This window comes from Candidatus Berkiella aquae (assembly GCF_001431295.2).
Lineage (GTDB): Bacteria > Pseudomonadota > Gammaproteobacteria > Berkiellales > Berkiellaceae > Berkiella > Berkiella aquae.
This window is the reverse complement of the sequence record NZ_LKAJ02000001.1, coordinates 2,194,536-2,210,299: the sequence shown is the minus strand read 5'-3', so window position 1 is coordinate 2,210,299 and position 15,764 is coordinate 2,194,536. Positions and strand designations below refer to the sequence as shown.

The 15,764-nt window shown below is 37.8% G+C and carries 11 protein-coding genes; 6 read left to right on the top strand and 5 right to left on the bottom strand.

Translation table 11 applies throughout. The features are described 5' to 3' along the window. Positions 1 to 3 precede the first annotated feature (3 nt). From HT99x_RS09775 to HT99x_RS09755, 5 genes are read left to right on the top strand one after another with little or no spacing between them, the layout of a single operon-like run. Positions 4 to 981, top strand: a complete 978-nt coding sequence (locus HT99x_RS09775) for an ABC transporter permease subunit (protein WP_075067122.1) — start codon at positions 4 to 6, stop codon at positions 979 to 981. Between the two features lie 50 nt (positions 982 to 1,031). Beyond that, positions 1,032 to 2,429, top strand: a complete 1,398-nt coding sequence (locus HT99x_RS09770; protein ID WP_235528455.1) for an ABC transporter permease — start codon at positions 1,032 to 1,034, stop codon at positions 2,427 to 2,429. Further along, a complete protein-coding gene (locus HT99x_RS09765) occupies positions 2,426 to 4,504 on the top strand; it encodes a dipeptide ABC transporter ATP-binding protein (RefSeq protein ID WP_075067120.1) in 2,079 nt (692 codons plus the stop codon). Before HT99x_RS09770 ends, HT99x_RS09765 begins: the two co-directional genes overlap by 4 nt. Continuing rightward, on the top strand, positions 4,494 to 5,996 hold the full coding sequence (locus tag HT99x_RS09760) for an HDOD domain-containing protein (protein WP_075067119.1): 1,503 nt from the start codon (positions 4,494 to 4,496) through the stop codon (positions 5,994 to 5,996). The genes HT99x_RS09765 and HT99x_RS09760 overlap by 11 nt, the downstream gene beginning before the upstream one ends. A 5-nt stretch (positions 5,997 to 6,001) precedes the next feature. After that, the gene (locus tag HT99x_RS09755) at positions 6,002 to 7,297 is read left to right on the top strand and encodes a CNNM domain-containing protein (RefSeq protein ID WP_075067118.1); all 1,296 of its coding nucleotides are present in this window, start codon (positions 6,002 to 6,004) and stop codon (positions 7,295 to 7,297) included. A gap of 7 nt (positions 7,298 to 7,304) precedes the next feature. Here HT99x_RS09755 and HT99x_RS09750 read toward each other — a convergent pair whose 3' ends face one another. The 3 genes from HT99x_RS09750 to HT99x_RS09740 all read right to left on the bottom strand — a co-directional run bounded on the left by HT99x_RS09750 (position 7,305) and on the right by HT99x_RS09740 (position 12,424). Then, positions 7,305 to 10,463 carry a multidrug efflux RND transporter permease subunit gene (locus HT99x_RS09750; protein WP_075067117.1) on the bottom strand — a complete coding sequence of 1,053 codons (3,159 nt, stop codon included), beginning with the start codon at positions 10,461 to 10,463 and terminating at the stop codon, positions 7,305 to 7,307. Positions 10,464 to 10,499: 36 nt separating this feature from the next. Next, a complete protein-coding gene (locus HT99x_RS09745) occupies positions 10,500 to 11,711 on the bottom strand; it encodes an efflux RND transporter periplasmic adaptor subunit (protein WP_075067116.1) in 1,212 nt (403 codons plus the stop codon). An 89-nt stretch (positions 11,712 to 11,800) separates the two neighbouring features. Further along, the gene (locus tag HT99x_RS09740; RefSeq protein WP_075067115.1) at positions 11,801 to 12,424 is read right to left on the bottom strand and encodes a TetR family transcriptional regulator; all 624 of its coding nucleotides are present in this window, start codon (positions 12,422 to 12,424) and stop codon (positions 11,801 to 11,803) included. Positions 12,425 to 12,609: 185 nt separating this feature from the next. Here HT99x_RS09740 and HT99x_RS09735 point away from each other — a divergent pair, with 185 nt between their 5' ends. After that, on the top strand, positions 12,610 to 14,154 hold the full coding sequence (locus HT99x_RS09735) for a hypothetical protein (protein WP_075067114.1): 1,545 nt from the start codon (positions 12,610 to 12,612) through the stop codon (positions 14,152 to 14,154). 5 nt (positions 14,155 to 14,159) lie between these two features. On the opposite strand, the gene HT99x_RS09730 is transcribed toward HT99x_RS09735, so the two are convergent. Beyond that, positions 14,160 to 14,894 carry a hypothetical protein gene (locus HT99x_RS09730; RefSeq protein ID WP_075067113.1) on the bottom strand — a complete coding sequence of 245 codons (735 nt, stop codon included), beginning with the start codon at positions 14,892 to 14,894 and terminating at the stop codon, positions 14,160 to 14,162. A 108-nt stretch (positions 14,895 to 15,002) separates the two neighbouring features. Next, complete coding sequence (locus HT99x_RS09725; protein ID WP_075067112.1) at positions 15,003 to 15,734, bottom strand: pentapeptide repeat-containing protein; 732 nt, start codon at positions 15,732 to 15,734, stop codon at positions 15,003 to 15,005. Between the last annotated feature and the right edge of the window lie 30 nt (positions 15,735 to 15,764).

Sequence of the window (15,764 nt, the reverse complement as noted above, 5' to 3'; positions counted from 1 at the left end):
CTTATGTTTGGATATATTTTACGACGTATTCTCTATATGATTCCAATCTTAATTGGGGTTAATTTATTAACGTTTGGTTTATTTTTCGTTGTGAATACGCCTGATGATATGGCAAGAGTACATCTTGGGCAAAAGCATGTGACTAAGGCTAGCGTTGATGCTTGGAAGGAACAACATGGTTATGATAAGCCTTTATTTTTTAATGAAGCAAAAGAAGGTACTGAAAAATTAACCGACACTATTTTCTTTCAAAAATCGATTAAATTATTTGTACTGCAATTTGATTATTCTGATGCGGGTCGTGACATCGGTTATGACGTCTTTCAAAGAATGTGGCCGAGCTTAGCTATTGCGGTGCCTACTCTTATTCTTGGATTAATGGTTAACATCATTATTTCACTGTTGATGGTTTTTTATAAAAATAGTTATCTTGATACGGCAGGAATTGTGATATGTGTCATGATGATGTCAATTTCAGGGTTATTTTACATTATTGGTGGACAGTATCTTTTTGCAACCATTTTAAAGTTAGTGCCCATTTCAGGCTACGAGCCTGGATGGCAGTTATGGAAATTTATTATTTTGCCCATATTCATCGGAGTCATAGGTGGTATTGGTGCAGGTGCGAGATGGTATCGGACCTTATTTATTGAAGAAGTGAATAAGGATTATGTCAGAACGGCACGTGCCAAAGGGGTCAGTGAATCTGTCGTTTTATTCAAGCACGTTCTGAAGAATGCGATGATTCCAATTTTAACTGGGGTTGTAGCGATATTACCTTTGCTGTTTATGGGGAGTTTGCTGATGGAATCCTTTTTTGGGATCCCCGGTTTAGGAAGCTATACCATCGATGCGATACAACAACAGGACTTTGCCATTGTGCGCTCAATGGTGTTTTTAGGCTCTCTATTATATGTTATCGGACTGATATTAACGGATATTTCATATACTTTTGTTGATCCAAGGATAAGGCTTCAATAGTTCATACTTTCAAATCGGTTTGAGTATGAGAGTGAAAGAAAAAGGACAGAATGATGAATCTAGTGATGCTCGCTAGTGACTACCTAATTTTTCTTTTGGTAATCATGGGTAGTATTTTGCTAATAAGAGCGCATCAACAAAACCAACTAGTTGGTTTTGTGCGAAAAATTTTCTATCGCCCGCTTAACTTAGTAGCAGGAATTATTTTAATTACCTATATTTTAATCGGATTGCTAGACAGCATTCATTATCGACCCAATAAAAGTGAAGACACACAAAATGGCAGCATTATCAGTGTTCTTGATAAGATGCTTAAGCCCATTTCAATGCAATCAGAGCGATCTTTCTCTGCGCCTTTTGCCATTTTTGCCTTTACCAAAGAAACAATGAAACTCCCTTCAGGAGAAGTGAGCAGAGATTATCCGCGATTAACCTATGCTGGTACACATTTAAAAGATAAGACGCATCATCTAAGTGATATTCGTCAACGCTTAATTAATATTGCAGTACAAAACTTAATTATTTGGCTGGTATTGTCGATAATGCTGTTATTATACGCCAGCGTAAAACATGGTATTTCATTTGAACAAATGCTTTGTGCAGTTATCAGAGGGAAAACCATTTTTCCTTGGCGCACTTTACTCCTGACAATGGGAGTATTAAGTTTTTTGTTGATTGCCATTTATTCCTTCATTCCTTTCTACCATATTCTCGGAACAAACCAAGTTGGCGAAGATGTATTATATCAATCGCTTAAAAGTATTCGCACAGGATTAATTATCGGTACAATCACCACCTTGGTAATGCTACCTTTTGCCATATTATTTGGCATTATGGCAGGATATTTTAGAGGTTGGGTAGATGATGTTATTCAATATGTTTATACCACATTAAGTTCTATACCTGGTGTGTTATTGATTGCTGCAGCAGTTTTGACATTACAGTTGGTCATGGACAGACATAGTGATTGGTTTGCAACAGCAATGCAGCGATCTGATATTCGGCTTTTAGCGCTGTGTGCCATACTAGGCATCACCAGTTGGACAGGACTTTGTCGATTATTACGTGGCGAGACATTAAAAATCAGCGAAATGGATTATGTAAAGGCAGCACATTCTTTAGGCGTAAAAGATTTTAAGATTATTTTTAAACATTTTTTACCCAATGTCGTTCATATCATATTGATTACATTAACCCTTGACTTTAGTGGTTTAGTGCTTGCCGAAGCTGTCCTTTCTTATGTTGGAGTAGGCGTTGATCCTTCTTCTTATAGCTGGGGGACCATGATTAATAGTGCGCGTTTAGAAATGGCCCGCGTGCCTGTTGTTTGGTGGAGTTTAACAGCAGCCTTTGTTTTCATGTTTACATTAGTATTAGCCGCTAATATATTTTCAGATGCGGTACGAGATGCATTTGATCCGCATAGTGAATTAAGGGGGGCTAGATGAGTAGTGATACCCTATTAGAGGTGAATCGCTTGAAGGTTGAAATTCATGCTGCAGTAGGTAATATCCATGCAGTCAATGAAGTTAGTTTCAACATAGCGCGCGGTGAAATATTTTCACTTTTGGGTGAATCAGGCTGTGGTAAAACGATGACAGCATTAGCTATTAATCGATTATTACCTCATCAGGCAAAAATATGTCAAGGTAGTGAAATTTTATTAGAAGGGACACCGATACATCAATTATCTGAATATAAAATGCAAAAAATACGTGCTAAAAAAATAGGCATGATTTTTCAAGATCCCGCATTAGCGTTAAATCCCGTAATGACAATTGGCGAGCAACTGAGTGAAGCTATTCGTCTTGCCAATTCACAGTCATTAAGTAAATCAGACATTTTCAAACAAATGCTGACATTATTAGAAAATGTACGTATCCCTGATCGTGAAGCATTTTTAAATTATTACCCTCACCAATTATCAGGTGGCATGAAACAACGTATCGTAATTGCAATCGCACTTGCCAAATCCCCCGATCTTTTAATTGCAGATGAACCAACGACAGCACTTGATGTAACAACCCAAGCACAAGTCTTAAGCTTGCTCAAAGAGTTAAATCAAAAAATGGGTATGGCAATTTTGTTGATTTCCCATGATTTAGGGGTTGTTCAACAAATGGCAAATCATGTTGCAGTGATGTATGCTGGCCATATCGTAGAAAAGGGGAGTAAAGCGAATTTTTTTGCCGAGCCCAAACATCCCTATTCAACTCAGTTATTTGCCTCTTTACCAGAGCATACTGTCAAAAATCATAAACTAGCCACTATTCCTGGACATGTGCCTTCTTTAGACCAGCATTTTACATTATGTCGATTTAAGGGCCGATGTGAAAAAGTATTTGCTGCCTGTGAAGAAATTAATCCTAAGCTGATAGGGGTTAATCAAGAGCAAGCCGTACGGTGTCTTTGGTATGATGATGGCATCACCAAAAAATTACCCAAATTGCTTAATCTAAAGGTGATTAATGAGTCATATTCTGCTAGTTCCACTATAGAAGATTTAGCAGAAGATGAAGCAGATGATAAAATTATTCTTAATGTTGAAAATTTAAAAGTCTATTTTCCGATTCAAAAAGGGATTTTTAAAAGAACAGTAGGCTATGTCAAAGCAGTAGATGATGTATCGTTCCATTTGCCAGAAGGGAAGACGTTAGCTTTAGTCGGAGAATCAGGTTGTGGTAAAACAACCGTAGGCAGGGCGATTACCCGACTTTTAAAGCCCTATGCAGGCTCTGTTCAATATCATGATCATAATTTGCTAAAACTGTCAGATAAAAAATTACGTGCCTATAGAAGTCATTTGCAAATGATTTTTCAAGATCCTTATTCTGCAATGGATCCGCGCTTTACTGTAGAAGAAATCATATTAGAAGGGATGTTAGCACTAAAAATTGGTACTGATGCACCAGAGCGTCAAGATAGGGTGAACCATTTATTAGAACAAGTAGGTTTATCTCAAAAAATGAAGAATCGCTATCCTCATGAATTATCGGGAGGGCAACGACAGCGAGTCGCAATTGCACGTGCACTTGCCGTTGGTGCTGAATTAATCATTTGTGATGAACCAACCAGCGCATTAGATGTTTCTGTGCAAGCACAAATTCTAAATTTATTACGTTCTTTGCAAAACGATTTGGCTATTAGTTATCTTTTTATTACTCATAATATTGCGGTCGTTAATTATTTGGCGGACTATGTTGCTGTTATGTATTTAGGAAAGATTGTTGAGTATGGCCCCGTTAAAGAGGTGATTAATTCTCCTAAGCATCCGTACACTCAAGCATTGTTGGCTTCTGTACCATCCATTGTTGACTCTGGAAAAACTTTTGTACCCGTGAAAGGTGAGATCCCTTCCCCCAGCAATCCACCGGCTGGTTGTCATTTTTCTCCCAGATGTCCTAAAGCAATGGCAAAATGTTTTCATCACTACCCAGATAAATATGAAGTAGGCAAAGAACATACCACTCAATGTTATTTATATGCTCCTGTAGATCGAAAGGAAAAAATGAATGGCAACTGATTCAGTTCAAACACAAACTGCAGAGTCACATAAAACTCGATTGAATTTTGAAGAAGCAAAAACATTAGCAGATTGGGTGACCTTAATTAATGATCAGAATAATCCACCATTAGGTGAAAATGTCGCAGCTATCTTAAAATTTTTGCCTTCTGAACCAGTAGATTTGCCAAGTGTTTTGGCTATATTTGAGAGTGAAGAATTAAGTAACAAAATATTACGAATGGCCAATGAGGCTTATTTTAATCCTGCCGAATCGGATCTGAGTAATATCAAAAGAGTCATGGTAGTGCTTGGCTTAAGAAGTGTACGTTGTATTGGCTTATGTATGGCTTTGTATACTTATTTATTAAAGAATTCACAAGATGATGCTTTTATGAAAGAAATTGCAATTGCGTTACAATCGACAATTCTTGCTGGCGTTATCGCAAAGAGAAAAATTCGTTCATTAAATTGTGAACCACTTATCACCGCTTCGTTATTATTTCCGCTAGGAAAATTACTCTTTCTTAGCTTCGGAGGAGCCAACGCGAAAAAATATACAGAACAATTAGCTCAAGGTTCTGTTTCTGATGAAGAAGAACAAGCAATTGCAGGATTTTTATTAAAAAACTTAACCATTGAAATCAGCGAAAAATGGTTTATTGGTCCCACTTTATCCAAAGCACAAGAAGCAAACAAAGATGATGATATTGTCCGTATTATTCATCTTGCAAGAGGCGTCATTCAGGCTATGCAAGTAGGATGGGAATCATCTACAACGGAAGAGGCTTTGCGAGAAGTGTCATCATGGTTAGCTATCTCTTTCCAACAAGCAAGGCAGCTTGCCTTAGAAGCTAATTTAAGAGCACTTGAGACATCTGCTTTGCTGTCTGAAAAACTCTTGGAATATATTCCTTTAGCTGAAGAACCTGATTCAAATGATAACGCTCAATCATCAGACACAGATTCTAGTGTGAATGCAAGTCGTATCGCTGCAAGTATTCAAGAAATGGCTATATTACTTGGCAATCAGAAATCTCCATCAATGAGTGAAATACTGGCGATAGGGCTTAGAAACCTCCGTAGTAGTCTTGACGTTGATAGAGCCGTATTTGCCTTATTAAGTCACGATAAATTATCTCTTAAAGCTAAATCGATTGATGAGATTAAACATACAGACTTTTTTAATAGCTTTAAATTTGATTTAAATGCTTCTGAAGGGTGGTTATTTAATTATTTGTTACATGAACAAAGAAGTTGTTGGGTTGGTCATGAAACAGAAATTGCCATTAATAAATTACGTAATCATTCTTTCAATGTTAAAGTAGGTAAAGGCTCATTTCTAATCACCCCTTTTATATTAAAAGGCAATATTATGGGATTTTACTATGTCGATAGGCAAATTTCTTCTAGAAAATTAGACAGTAGCACTTTTCAAGCATTTAAAGAATTATGTATTACCATCAATGGTTTTGTTGAGCTAATCATGGCAAGAGAAAGGTTGAAAAAGTAATTCCTATGACAACAATCATTTTTATTCTGCTATCGCTTTTTTTTGTGCTTCTAAACGGCTTCTTTGTTGCTGCTGAGTTTTCTATTGTCAAAATGCGACATACCCGAGTTGAAGCTTTACAGCACACAAGAGGATTACGAGGTAAAATTTTAGCTAAGGTCCATAGTAGATTAGATACTTATTTATCAGCTTGTCAATTGGGCATTACGCTTGCTTCACTTGGATTGGGGTGGATTGGTGAGCCTGCATTTGCTTCATTGTTACATCCTGTCTTTGAATTGTTAAATATTCAATCAGAACAAACTATTCAATTTATCTCATTTTTGTTTGCTTTTAGCGTTATTTCGTATCTTCATATCGTGGTTGGAGAATTAATGCCAAAATCGATGGCTATTCGACAAACAGAGTTTATTTCTCTATGGACGGCAATTCCACTTTATAGCTTCTATTGGGTTATGTATCCTGCGATATCGGTATTGAATGTCAGCTCTAATGTACTATTAAGATTGTTTAGGCTAGATGAAGTACATCATGAGAACCAAGCATATTCACCCGATGAAATTAAGTTAATTTTACGCGCAAGCCATCGTTATGGGCAATTCACTAAAACTGAGCTGGATTTGTTAACAAAAAGCTTAGTTTTTACCGATCTTGAAATATCTGATGTGATGCGTCCATTGCATGAAATCGTTGTTTTAGATGTCTCGATGACGATTTCGGAAGCGATTAAAAAAATCAATCAACAACGTTATAGCCGTTATCCTGTTTACAAAGGCGAACCAAGTAATATTATTGGTATGATTCACATTAAAGATCTATTTTCCATTTCCCATACACAATATCACAATACGACTTTAGCCAGATTTATTAGACCTCATCTCAAAGTGTTAGAAAGTGATCCGGTGCTTGAAGTTTTCCATCTTTTTCGTAAAGGGAAGCCTCGATTTGCAATTGTTTTTGCAGGGAAAAGAGCTATTGGCTTTTTAACATTGGATGACTTGCTACAATCTATCATTGGTGAAATTAAAGATGAATTCCACATTACCCAGGAAGATTGGATTAAACTGGATGATGGTACCTACATTATAAAAGGTAGTGCTTCTGTTTTTACTTTAGAAACGTTGCTAGGTATTGAATTGACGCAGGTTCAATCGAATACCGTCACAGGACTGATTCTTGATAAATACCAAAGCTTTCCCAATGAAGGTGATAAAATCGAGTTTGAGCGATTTAGTTTAGAGATCATTAAAATAAAAGGTTCCCGGATATTACAAGTGAGAGTTTACCCTCGCATTGATTAGTGTGAAGTTAAACATGATGATGTACTTTTTCAGTCTTAGTAATACGTTTTTCTAATGCACGCATTAAAACATAAAATACAGGTGTTAAGAATAGACCAAAGAAAGTAACACCCAGCATACCCCAGAACACAGCCACGCCGATGGCATGACGCATTTCTGCTCCTGCTCCTGATGAAAAAGCTAATGGTATGACGCCCATGATGAAAGCCATAGAAGTCATCAGAATGGGGCGTAAGCGAAGACCGGCTGCTTCTATTGCTGCATGATAAGTGTCTCGGCCTTGTATCTCGAGCTCTCGGGCAAATTCTACAATCAAAATAGCGTTTTTACAGGCAAGACCAATCAACACGAAAAATCCAATTTGCGTAAATAAATTATTATCACCACCTGTCATCCAGACGCCTGTAATAGCAGATAATAAGCACATTGGCACTATTAAGATGATAGATAAAGGCAAAAAGAGGCTTTCATATTGTGCAGCTAAAACCAGAAAAACAAGTAATACACAAATAGGGAAGACAAGCAGTGTGGTATTTCCTGATAATATTTGTTGGTAGGTTAGTTCTGTCCACTCAAAAAAAGTTCCTTTGGGCAAGGTTTCATTCAATATTTTTGTAATCGCGGCTTGAGCTTGTCCTGAAGAATAGCCAGGGGCTGGGCCGCCATTTAAGTCAGCGGAACGAAAAGCATTATAACGCATTGCGTTGTCTGGACCGGTCGTTTCTTGCACTTGGATGATACTGCCTAAGGGCACCATTTTACCTTCAAAATTCTTGGTTTGTAGTTTAAGAATGTCATCAGGTTTAGAACGAAATTGTTTATCTGCTTGGGCAATGACTTCGTAAGTTCGGCCAAATTTATTAAAATCATTAATATAGAGTGAGCCAAGATAAATTTGCATGGTATCAAACACATCTTGCACATCAACACCTAATTGCATTGCTTTGGTACGATCAAGATTAGCGTAAAGTTGTGGAGTGTTAATATTGTAGCTAGAAAAAATGCCTGCAAGCTCTGGTGTGCTTCTTGCTTTTCCTAGAACAGCTTTCATTGTTTGATCAAGCGTAGCATAACCTTGATCGGTTCTATCTTCGATTTGCAGTTTAAATCCACCAATCGTTCCTAAACCTTGCACAGGTGGTGGAGGGAAAATTGCAATAAAGGCATCTTTGACGTTGACATATTTTTGTTGCAGCTTTTGTGAAATAGCAAAACCAGATAATTCTTTACTGCGACGTTCTTCAAAAGGCTTTAAGGTAACAAAAACAATACCTGCAGAAGGGCTATTAATAAAACCATTAATAGATAAACCTGGAAAAGCGACAGCACTTTCAACACCAGGTTCTTGCAGAGCAATATTTGACATTTCTCGAATAACATTTTCTGACCGTTCTAACGTAGCTCCATCGGGTAGTTGTGCAAAACTCACCAGATATTGTTTATCTTGTACCGGCACAAATCCAGAAGGGACATGATTAAAACCAAGGTAAGTAAAAGCGAGTAAGCCTATATAAACGAAAATAGCTAAGGATTTATGACCAAGAATGCTGTTAACGCCTGTGCTATATCGTTGTGAATTTTTACGAAAAAATCGATTAAAGAGCGAAAAGAATTTACCAAATAATTTATCCATGAGACGTGTTAATCTATCTTTAGGCGCGTCATGTGCTTTGAGTAAAGTTGCAGAAAGTGCGGGTGAAAGTGTTAACGAATTAAAAGCTGAAATAATGGTTGAAAAAGCAATGGTTAAAGCAAATTGGCGGTAAAATTGCCCAGTCAATCCGCTGATAAAAGCAATGGGTATAAATACCGCACATAAAACCAACGCAATAGCAATAATTGGTCCGGTTACTTCTTTCATTGCTTTTAAGGTTGCTTCTCTTGGTGCAAGTCCTGATTCAATATTACGTTCAACATTTTCGACAACCACAATAGCATCATCGACAACAATACCAATTGCAAGAACTAAGCCAAATAATGATAATGCATTAATTGAAAAACCAAAAAATAGCATAACAGCAAATGTACCAATAATTGAAATCGGTACAGCGAGTAATGGAATAATAGAAGCTCTCCAGGTTTGTAAGAAAAGGATAACCACTAAAACGACTAACGCAACCGCTTCAAGTAAAGTATGAACTACTGCTTCAATTGAACCTCTTACAAAAATAGTAGGGTCATAGACAATGCTGTAGTCAACGCCTTCAGGAAAATTCTGTTTTAATTGTTCCATCGTTTGTCGAACATTATTCGAAATTTCAATCGCATTAGAACCGGGTGATTGGAAAATAGGAATAGCAACGGCTGACTTATTATCGAGTAGCGAACGTAGTCCATATTCTGCAGCATCGACCTCGATACGGGCGACATCTCTAAGATGAGTGACGACACCATTATTTCGTTTGATGATGATATCACCAAATTGCTCAACGTCCGTTAAGCGACCTTGTGTGTTCACAGGTAACTGTAGCTCAACACCTTGATTGTAAGGAGGTCCACCAATAACACCAGCGGCAACTTGCACATTTTGGCGCCTGATAGCACTGATGACTTCATTAGCGGTCATATCACGTTCAGCAATTTTTTCAGGATTAAGCCAGATCCGCATTGCATAATCGCCTGAACCATAAAGTTGTACACTGCCAATACCAGGGATTTTTGCTAATTGATCTTTGACATTTAATAATGCGTAATTGCGTAAATACAGCATATTATATCGTTCATTGGGTGATTTAAGATGAACGACCATTGTTAAATCAGGAGAGCTTTTAACCGTTGTTACACCGAGTTGACGGGTTACTTCGGGAAGTCTTGGGAGTGCTTGGTTAACTCGATTTTGTACAAGCTGAGTCGCTAGATCAGGATCGGTCCCTAATTTGAAAGTGACGGTCAGTGTTAATGTCCCATCGCTTGCTGCTTGTGAAAACATATAAAGCATGTTTTCAACGCCATTAATTTGTTCCTCAAGAGGAGTGGCGACTGTTTCTGCAATGGAAATTGGATTAGCGCCTGGATATTGTGCCTTGACAACAACAGAAGGGGGGACAACCTCAGGATACTCAGAAATAGGTAACCTAAACATTGAAATAAGCCCCGCTAGAAAGATGATGACTGAAATGACACCTGCAAAAATGGGTCGGTCGATGAAGAATTTTGATAATTGCATAGCATTATTCCTCAGGGGTGTTACTTGGCCTGTTCATTAATTAGTTGCCATTTCTTTGGCATCATTGCGCTGTAGAGTTAAATCCGTTTCCTTGGTTTGGACAACGACATCGGGTCTGACATGCTGTAAGCCATCGACAATGACTCGATCTCCAGGTTGCAACCCTGAGAGAACAATACGCGTACCATTTTCAGCTTGTTTTCCTAAATTGACTTCTCGATAAACGACTTTATTGTCTTGATTAACCACGTAAACAAATCTTTTATTTTGATCGTTACCAATCGCTCGTTCCGGGATCAGTAGAACATTTTCTTGTTTACTGCTCCCGAGTTTTACCGAAACAAACATCCCTGGCATTAGACGACCATCTTCATTAGCGAATTTAGCACGAGCTCGAATGGTACCGGAGCCTGTGTCAATGTGATTATCAAAGGTATAGATGCTGCCTTTGTAAGGATGATCTTCATCTCCTGGTATGGTTAATTCGACAGGAATGGCTTGTTCTTCATGTTGGGTTGCAGCTTGTGAGCGAATACTTTTCATGTAAGTTTGCTCATCCACTTCAAAATCAGCGTAAATCCCATCTTTAGAAACAATTGAAGTTAAAACGGGTGCATTTTGTCCAGTTTGAACGAGATTACCAAGGGTGATTTCAGCACGACTAACACGACCTGAAATAGGCGCTTTAACATAAGCGCGATCAAGATTAATTTTAGCTTGCTTTAATTCAGCTTCTGCTGATTTAACCTCAGCTTCGGCAACTCGATTTTGATTCGCACTTTCGTCATAAAGACGTTCGGCAATTGCGTGCGTTTTTACAAGATTCAATGCACGCTCAAGTTCTTTTTTGGCAAATTCTGCTTTGGTTTTTGCAGAGGCAAGAGAGGCTTGTGCTTTAGCAACCGCAGCTTCATAAGGTAAAGGATCGATGATCATCAAAACATCACCGGTATTCACAATTTGCCCATCATTAAAGAGTATTTGAACAATGCGCCCACTGACTTCAGGGCGGATTTCTGCGTAATCAATGGCACGCATCCGACCAGAAAAAGATGACCAAATACGTACATTTTGCTGATTAACAGTATGAACACTGACAGGGATAATGGGTGTGCTTAGGGCGGCTGGGGATGGAATGTGATTCGTTAATTTATTGTAAGTTATTGCTCCTGTGCCTGAAATAGCAACAGAAGCAACGGTACCAAACATAACAATTCTCTCTTTAATGTATTGAGAAAATGATTTCATAACATCTCCTAACATGGGACTTGTCATACTTTAAGGAGTTGACCAGTCGGTTTAAATTCCCTCCTAAAAAAACCTATATCCCTAAGATCCTATTGTTCCTGCAATTTATCTTTTAACCCTAAGGTTTTTAGTAATCCTGGCTTAAGATCTCGTTTTAATAATTCGAGATCATTTTGGATCCTTGCCAGGGTGAATACACCAATAAAATAAGTAAAAATTTCTTGTGATTTTGTTTTGACATTCGTTTTTTCTGGCAATAAGCCTTCAATAATGAGATCGCGTATGGCATTTTCATAATAACGTTCAAAACACTTTGTAAGTTCATTAAGCTTGTGACGAATCACATCTTCTTGTCCGGCCATTTCACTACCAAGCGTTGTATAAGGGCATCCGCACACTTTGCCATGTTTAGCGACTGCTTCTGCCTGCATTTCATATAAGAAATCAGCAAGTTGTTCAAAACGTTGTAGCGGGGGAGTTTGGGGGGAAAAAATGCTATCATAAACTGCTTTTTTACTTTGAAAGTGTGCGTCCATGCTGGCGAGGACTAAATCAATTTTTGAAGGAAAAAAATGATAGAAGCTGCCTTTTTTAACGCCAGCCGTTTTGCAAATATCATCGACACTGACAGAACCATAACTGTTTTTCCATATAAGATCAGAAGCAGTATCAATTAATTTTTGCTTGGTATGATGAGCACTAATCTTATTCATTCCAGAATCTCCTCTCATCCTTAAAGTAATATATAGGACATTTGACTAACTAGTCAAGTGCATTGGATGAAATAACAGTGTAGATGCAAGTTTTGATGGGGTTCAATAACTGGCTGTGAATTATGCTTCGCATTTTGTAGGGGAGTGGGTATATTGAATTTTTCGCTTATAAAAATAAGTTATCCATGTTTCATTGGTTTGATACTTTAAGACCGTTAATTAGGGTGGGCTCGATTGTTGGGAAGATAGGAGCAATTGCGGCAACTGCTTTTGGTATTCGGCAAATATGGGTTAAAGCAAGGCCTGAACAGAGCTGGCAAGAAAAAGCGAAACTATCAACCTTATATGCATTGCATATTGGTGCGATTGGTCTAACAGCAGCGGTCATGTTGGGTAGCACGCAAGTGAGTGCGCCAGTTGTTACCGTGGTGGTTTGTTCTTCTGCTTTGTTGAAAAGTATTGCAGAATTAAGAGCAGAGAAAATTGCATTTTTAGCGTTACAAGAAAAGCACGCCGCCTTAAAGCAAATACATATCCAAAATGATATTGATTTTCATGCTAAGTTGATTGTACTGCATGATTTAAAAGAAACGGATGATCTCATTGGGCATTTACAAGTAAAAATTAGCACCAATCAAGCTTTATTAAAAGAAATTACGGGTATACGTATTTTGAAGAATGAAGCCGCAATGAATCAATTACAAGAGATCCATACCCAAGTTAACCAGCAAAATGCCGACTTTTTAGCTAGAAAAAAAACCACAACCGAGTTTTTTAAAGAGATCGATCCTGTCACTTTTGATGTTGATTCAATGTTATTAAAATTGGCTGAACAAGCGAGTTCTCAATCAGGCATTTTACAAATTCAATGTCTCAAATATAAAAAAATTCAAACCTTACTAAAAGAGGTTGAGAAACAATTAGATACCGTAACTCATGCTGAGCAAAAAAAAGATCAACCATTTTTATTAAAGCGCCAAGCTGAGCTCAAGCAACGTTTAGAAAATTTACGTCTGGGAACGTTAGACTTACCGCCGAGAAATACCGCGCCTTTGCTGGATAAAAAAAAACCAAATCTGTTAAAAAAATATCTTCAACAATATGTAACGGATGATATTCGATATCTACAATATCATATTGCTGAGCAAAAACTCTTGTTATCCGATAAAAATGATCATCTCAATGAACCGGTTGATTTAGGTCGTTTAGCGGAACTAATTAAAGAAATTTCAGCTTCTCATCAAGCATTATTATTAACTAAATTAAATGAAGAAGGTAAGTCAAAAAGTGTTGATTTTGGCTCGATTTCAGCTGTTTGTGCATTAATACTGGCTATTATGCCAACGCCAGAATTTTCAACGGTATTGAATCCACTGATGCTAGCAATTGGTACAACCGCGGGCGTTGTGAGTTTGTTTGATCTTTATAAGAAATATTGTACGACACAGCAATTGAGTCAAAATGAGGCAAAACAATTAAAATTATTTGTTTCACACAAGCGTTTTCAAATTGCAAGATTTAGTGATACGGATGTTAGAGATAGATTAAATAATCAACTTGATAAACTTTTGCAAAAAGGAAAAGTGCCCAATCCTATTGATTCAAACGTATTAGTGTCCAATCGTAATCGACGAGCTAAATTAGTTGCTCAACTGGAAATTTGTGAGCAATTACAAGAAGAAAAGAGGCCACCGACTTTTTCCTTAAGGAAGAAGAGGCGTCCTCTTTAATTATGTTAAGAATATTCAAATTCTGCGCAAGATTTTGTTCTTCTGGGAGGAAGAATATTCCAGATGATGCCGAAATTAAAAGTGGTTGCATGTTTATAGGGATGAAGATCATAGTATTGATTATCTTCGTCAAACCCTAAGTAATTGATGCGCTGTGTTTGATCCCAAGCCACTAAAGCGCGAATGCTAATATAAGGAATTGGGGTATAAACGGCGCCAAGTCCAAAACTCCCTGTCCATTTCTCATCGCTTTTATTACGAAATTCTAGCCATGTGCCATCGGTAAGATGCATGATGTGAGTATCAGGGTGTAAGTAAAGCAGTCCCATCATAAAGTTAAGTTCAAAGTGTCTAGCGACTTCCCAATAGAAATTTAAATCGAGATGTAGGGCATGCAGTCGCATGTCAATATTGGCGGCATCTCCAATGGTTTCTTGAGAAACAAAGAAGATTTCTGTGCCATCAAAAACACGTCCACTCTTTTTATGGGCAGATTGTTCATAACCAATATCGATACCAAAATAACCGTTGATGCGGGTACCGACATAAAGGTTTACGGCTTTGGTTACTTCAGGAAACAGCAGATCGTAATCGTAGTTCACGCCAAACTTAGGTTCGATATTCCAGTATTTTATATCAGCACCTAAGTGCGGACTCCAATAAGCCGCTTCAGCAATAGAAGGTAGAACAAGTACACTGGTGCAGAGTGCAATTTGGGTTAACATCCGTTTAATTGACATGAGTGATCCCTTGAGACAAGCGTCGTAGATAATCTTTACATTCTGCTGCTCAGTTTGGAGTTAGTCAACTTGAGATCACGTAGTTGAAAAGATAGCTAATTGAGAGGGTTATTTAAAATGACATTCGCCAATTGATCCAGGCTCGCAACGTTTGCCATTAACCCAGATTGCGCCTTCAAGATTAGCATTGGTGAAAATAGCTTCTTTTATTGAAGCTTTATAGAAATTAGCGCCATGCAGATCAGCATTGGTGAAATTAACGCGATCGAGATTGGCTTTTTCAAAGTTAACTCTTTTGGCATTGGTGTCTTTTAGGTTAGTACCGCCTAAATCTGCTTTACGTAAATTGCTATTGGCTAAGCGTGATTTTTCTAAATTAATATTGCGAAGATAAGCGCCTTCTAAGTTAATGTCGCTTAAAAAGATATATTTATCTCTTTTGCTTTCACCATCATCTTCTCGGTAAAACAATTTTGGTTTTAAGTGGGAGACAAAGGTAATAATGCTCGCCAGTTTATCGGGTTTTTTGATTTGGTTTAGATCTTCAATAATGGCTTCCGTACGGGCAATAATAATGAGATTAATGCGTTGGTTTTCATCCATGCCGCGCGCAAATAGCTCTGCCACGCCATTAAAGTAGCTATCAGTCATTCTGCTTGCCTGGAGAATTTCTTGATGAACACCAATTTTGTTACTCACCAGTACCGTTGCAATACCGATAAAAAGACCGACAATAGCAATCGTAAGCTCGATGCCGCGTTCTTTAGCAAATTGCTTTAGTCTGAGCTTAAAGCCCAGCTTTTGGGTAAAGATTTGGTAGAGATCAGTTTCTGGCGTCATATCAATATTGTCTTCGTAGCTGAAACTAGA

Coding starts and splice junctions, on each gene's coding strand:
- HT99x_RS09775 (WP_075067122.1), top strand. CDS start 4: ATGTTTGGATATATTTTACGACGTATTCTCTATATGATTCCAATCTTA.
- HT99x_RS09770 (WP_235528455.1), top strand. CDS start 1,032: ATGATGAATCTAGTGATGCTCGCTAGTGACTACCTAATTTTTCTTTTG.
- HT99x_RS09765 (WP_075067120.1), top strand. CDS start 2,426: ATGAGTAGTGATACCCTATTAGAGGTGAATCGCTTGAAGGTTGAAATT.
- HT99x_RS09760 (WP_075067119.1), top strand. CDS start 4,494: ATGGCAACTGATTCAGTTCAAACACAAACTGCAGAGTCACATAAAACT.
- HT99x_RS09755 (WP_075067118.1), top strand. CDS start 6,002: ATGACAACAATCATTTTTATTCTGCTATCGCTTTTTTTTGTGCTTCTA.
- HT99x_RS09750 (WP_075067117.1), bottom strand. CDS start 10,463: ATGCAATTATCAAAATTCTTCATCGACCGACCCATTTTTGCAGGTGTC.
- HT99x_RS09745 (WP_075067116.1), bottom strand. CDS start 11,711: ATGAAATCATTTTCTCAATACATTAAAGAGAGAATTGTTATGTTTGGT.
- HT99x_RS09740 (WP_075067115.1), bottom strand. CDS start 12,424: ATGAATAAGATTAGTGCTCATCATACCAAGCAAAAATTAATTGATACT.
- HT99x_RS09735 (WP_075067114.1), top strand. CDS start 12,610: ATGTTTCATTGGTTTGATACTTTAAGACCGTTAATTAGGGTGGGCTCG.
- HT99x_RS09730 (WP_075067113.1), bottom strand. CDS start 14,894: ATGTCAATTAAACGGATGTTAACCCAAATTGCACTCTGCACCAGTGTA.
- HT99x_RS09725 (WP_075067112.1), bottom strand. CDS start 15,734: ATGACGCCAGAAACTGATCTCTACCAAATCTTTACCCAAAAGCTGGGC.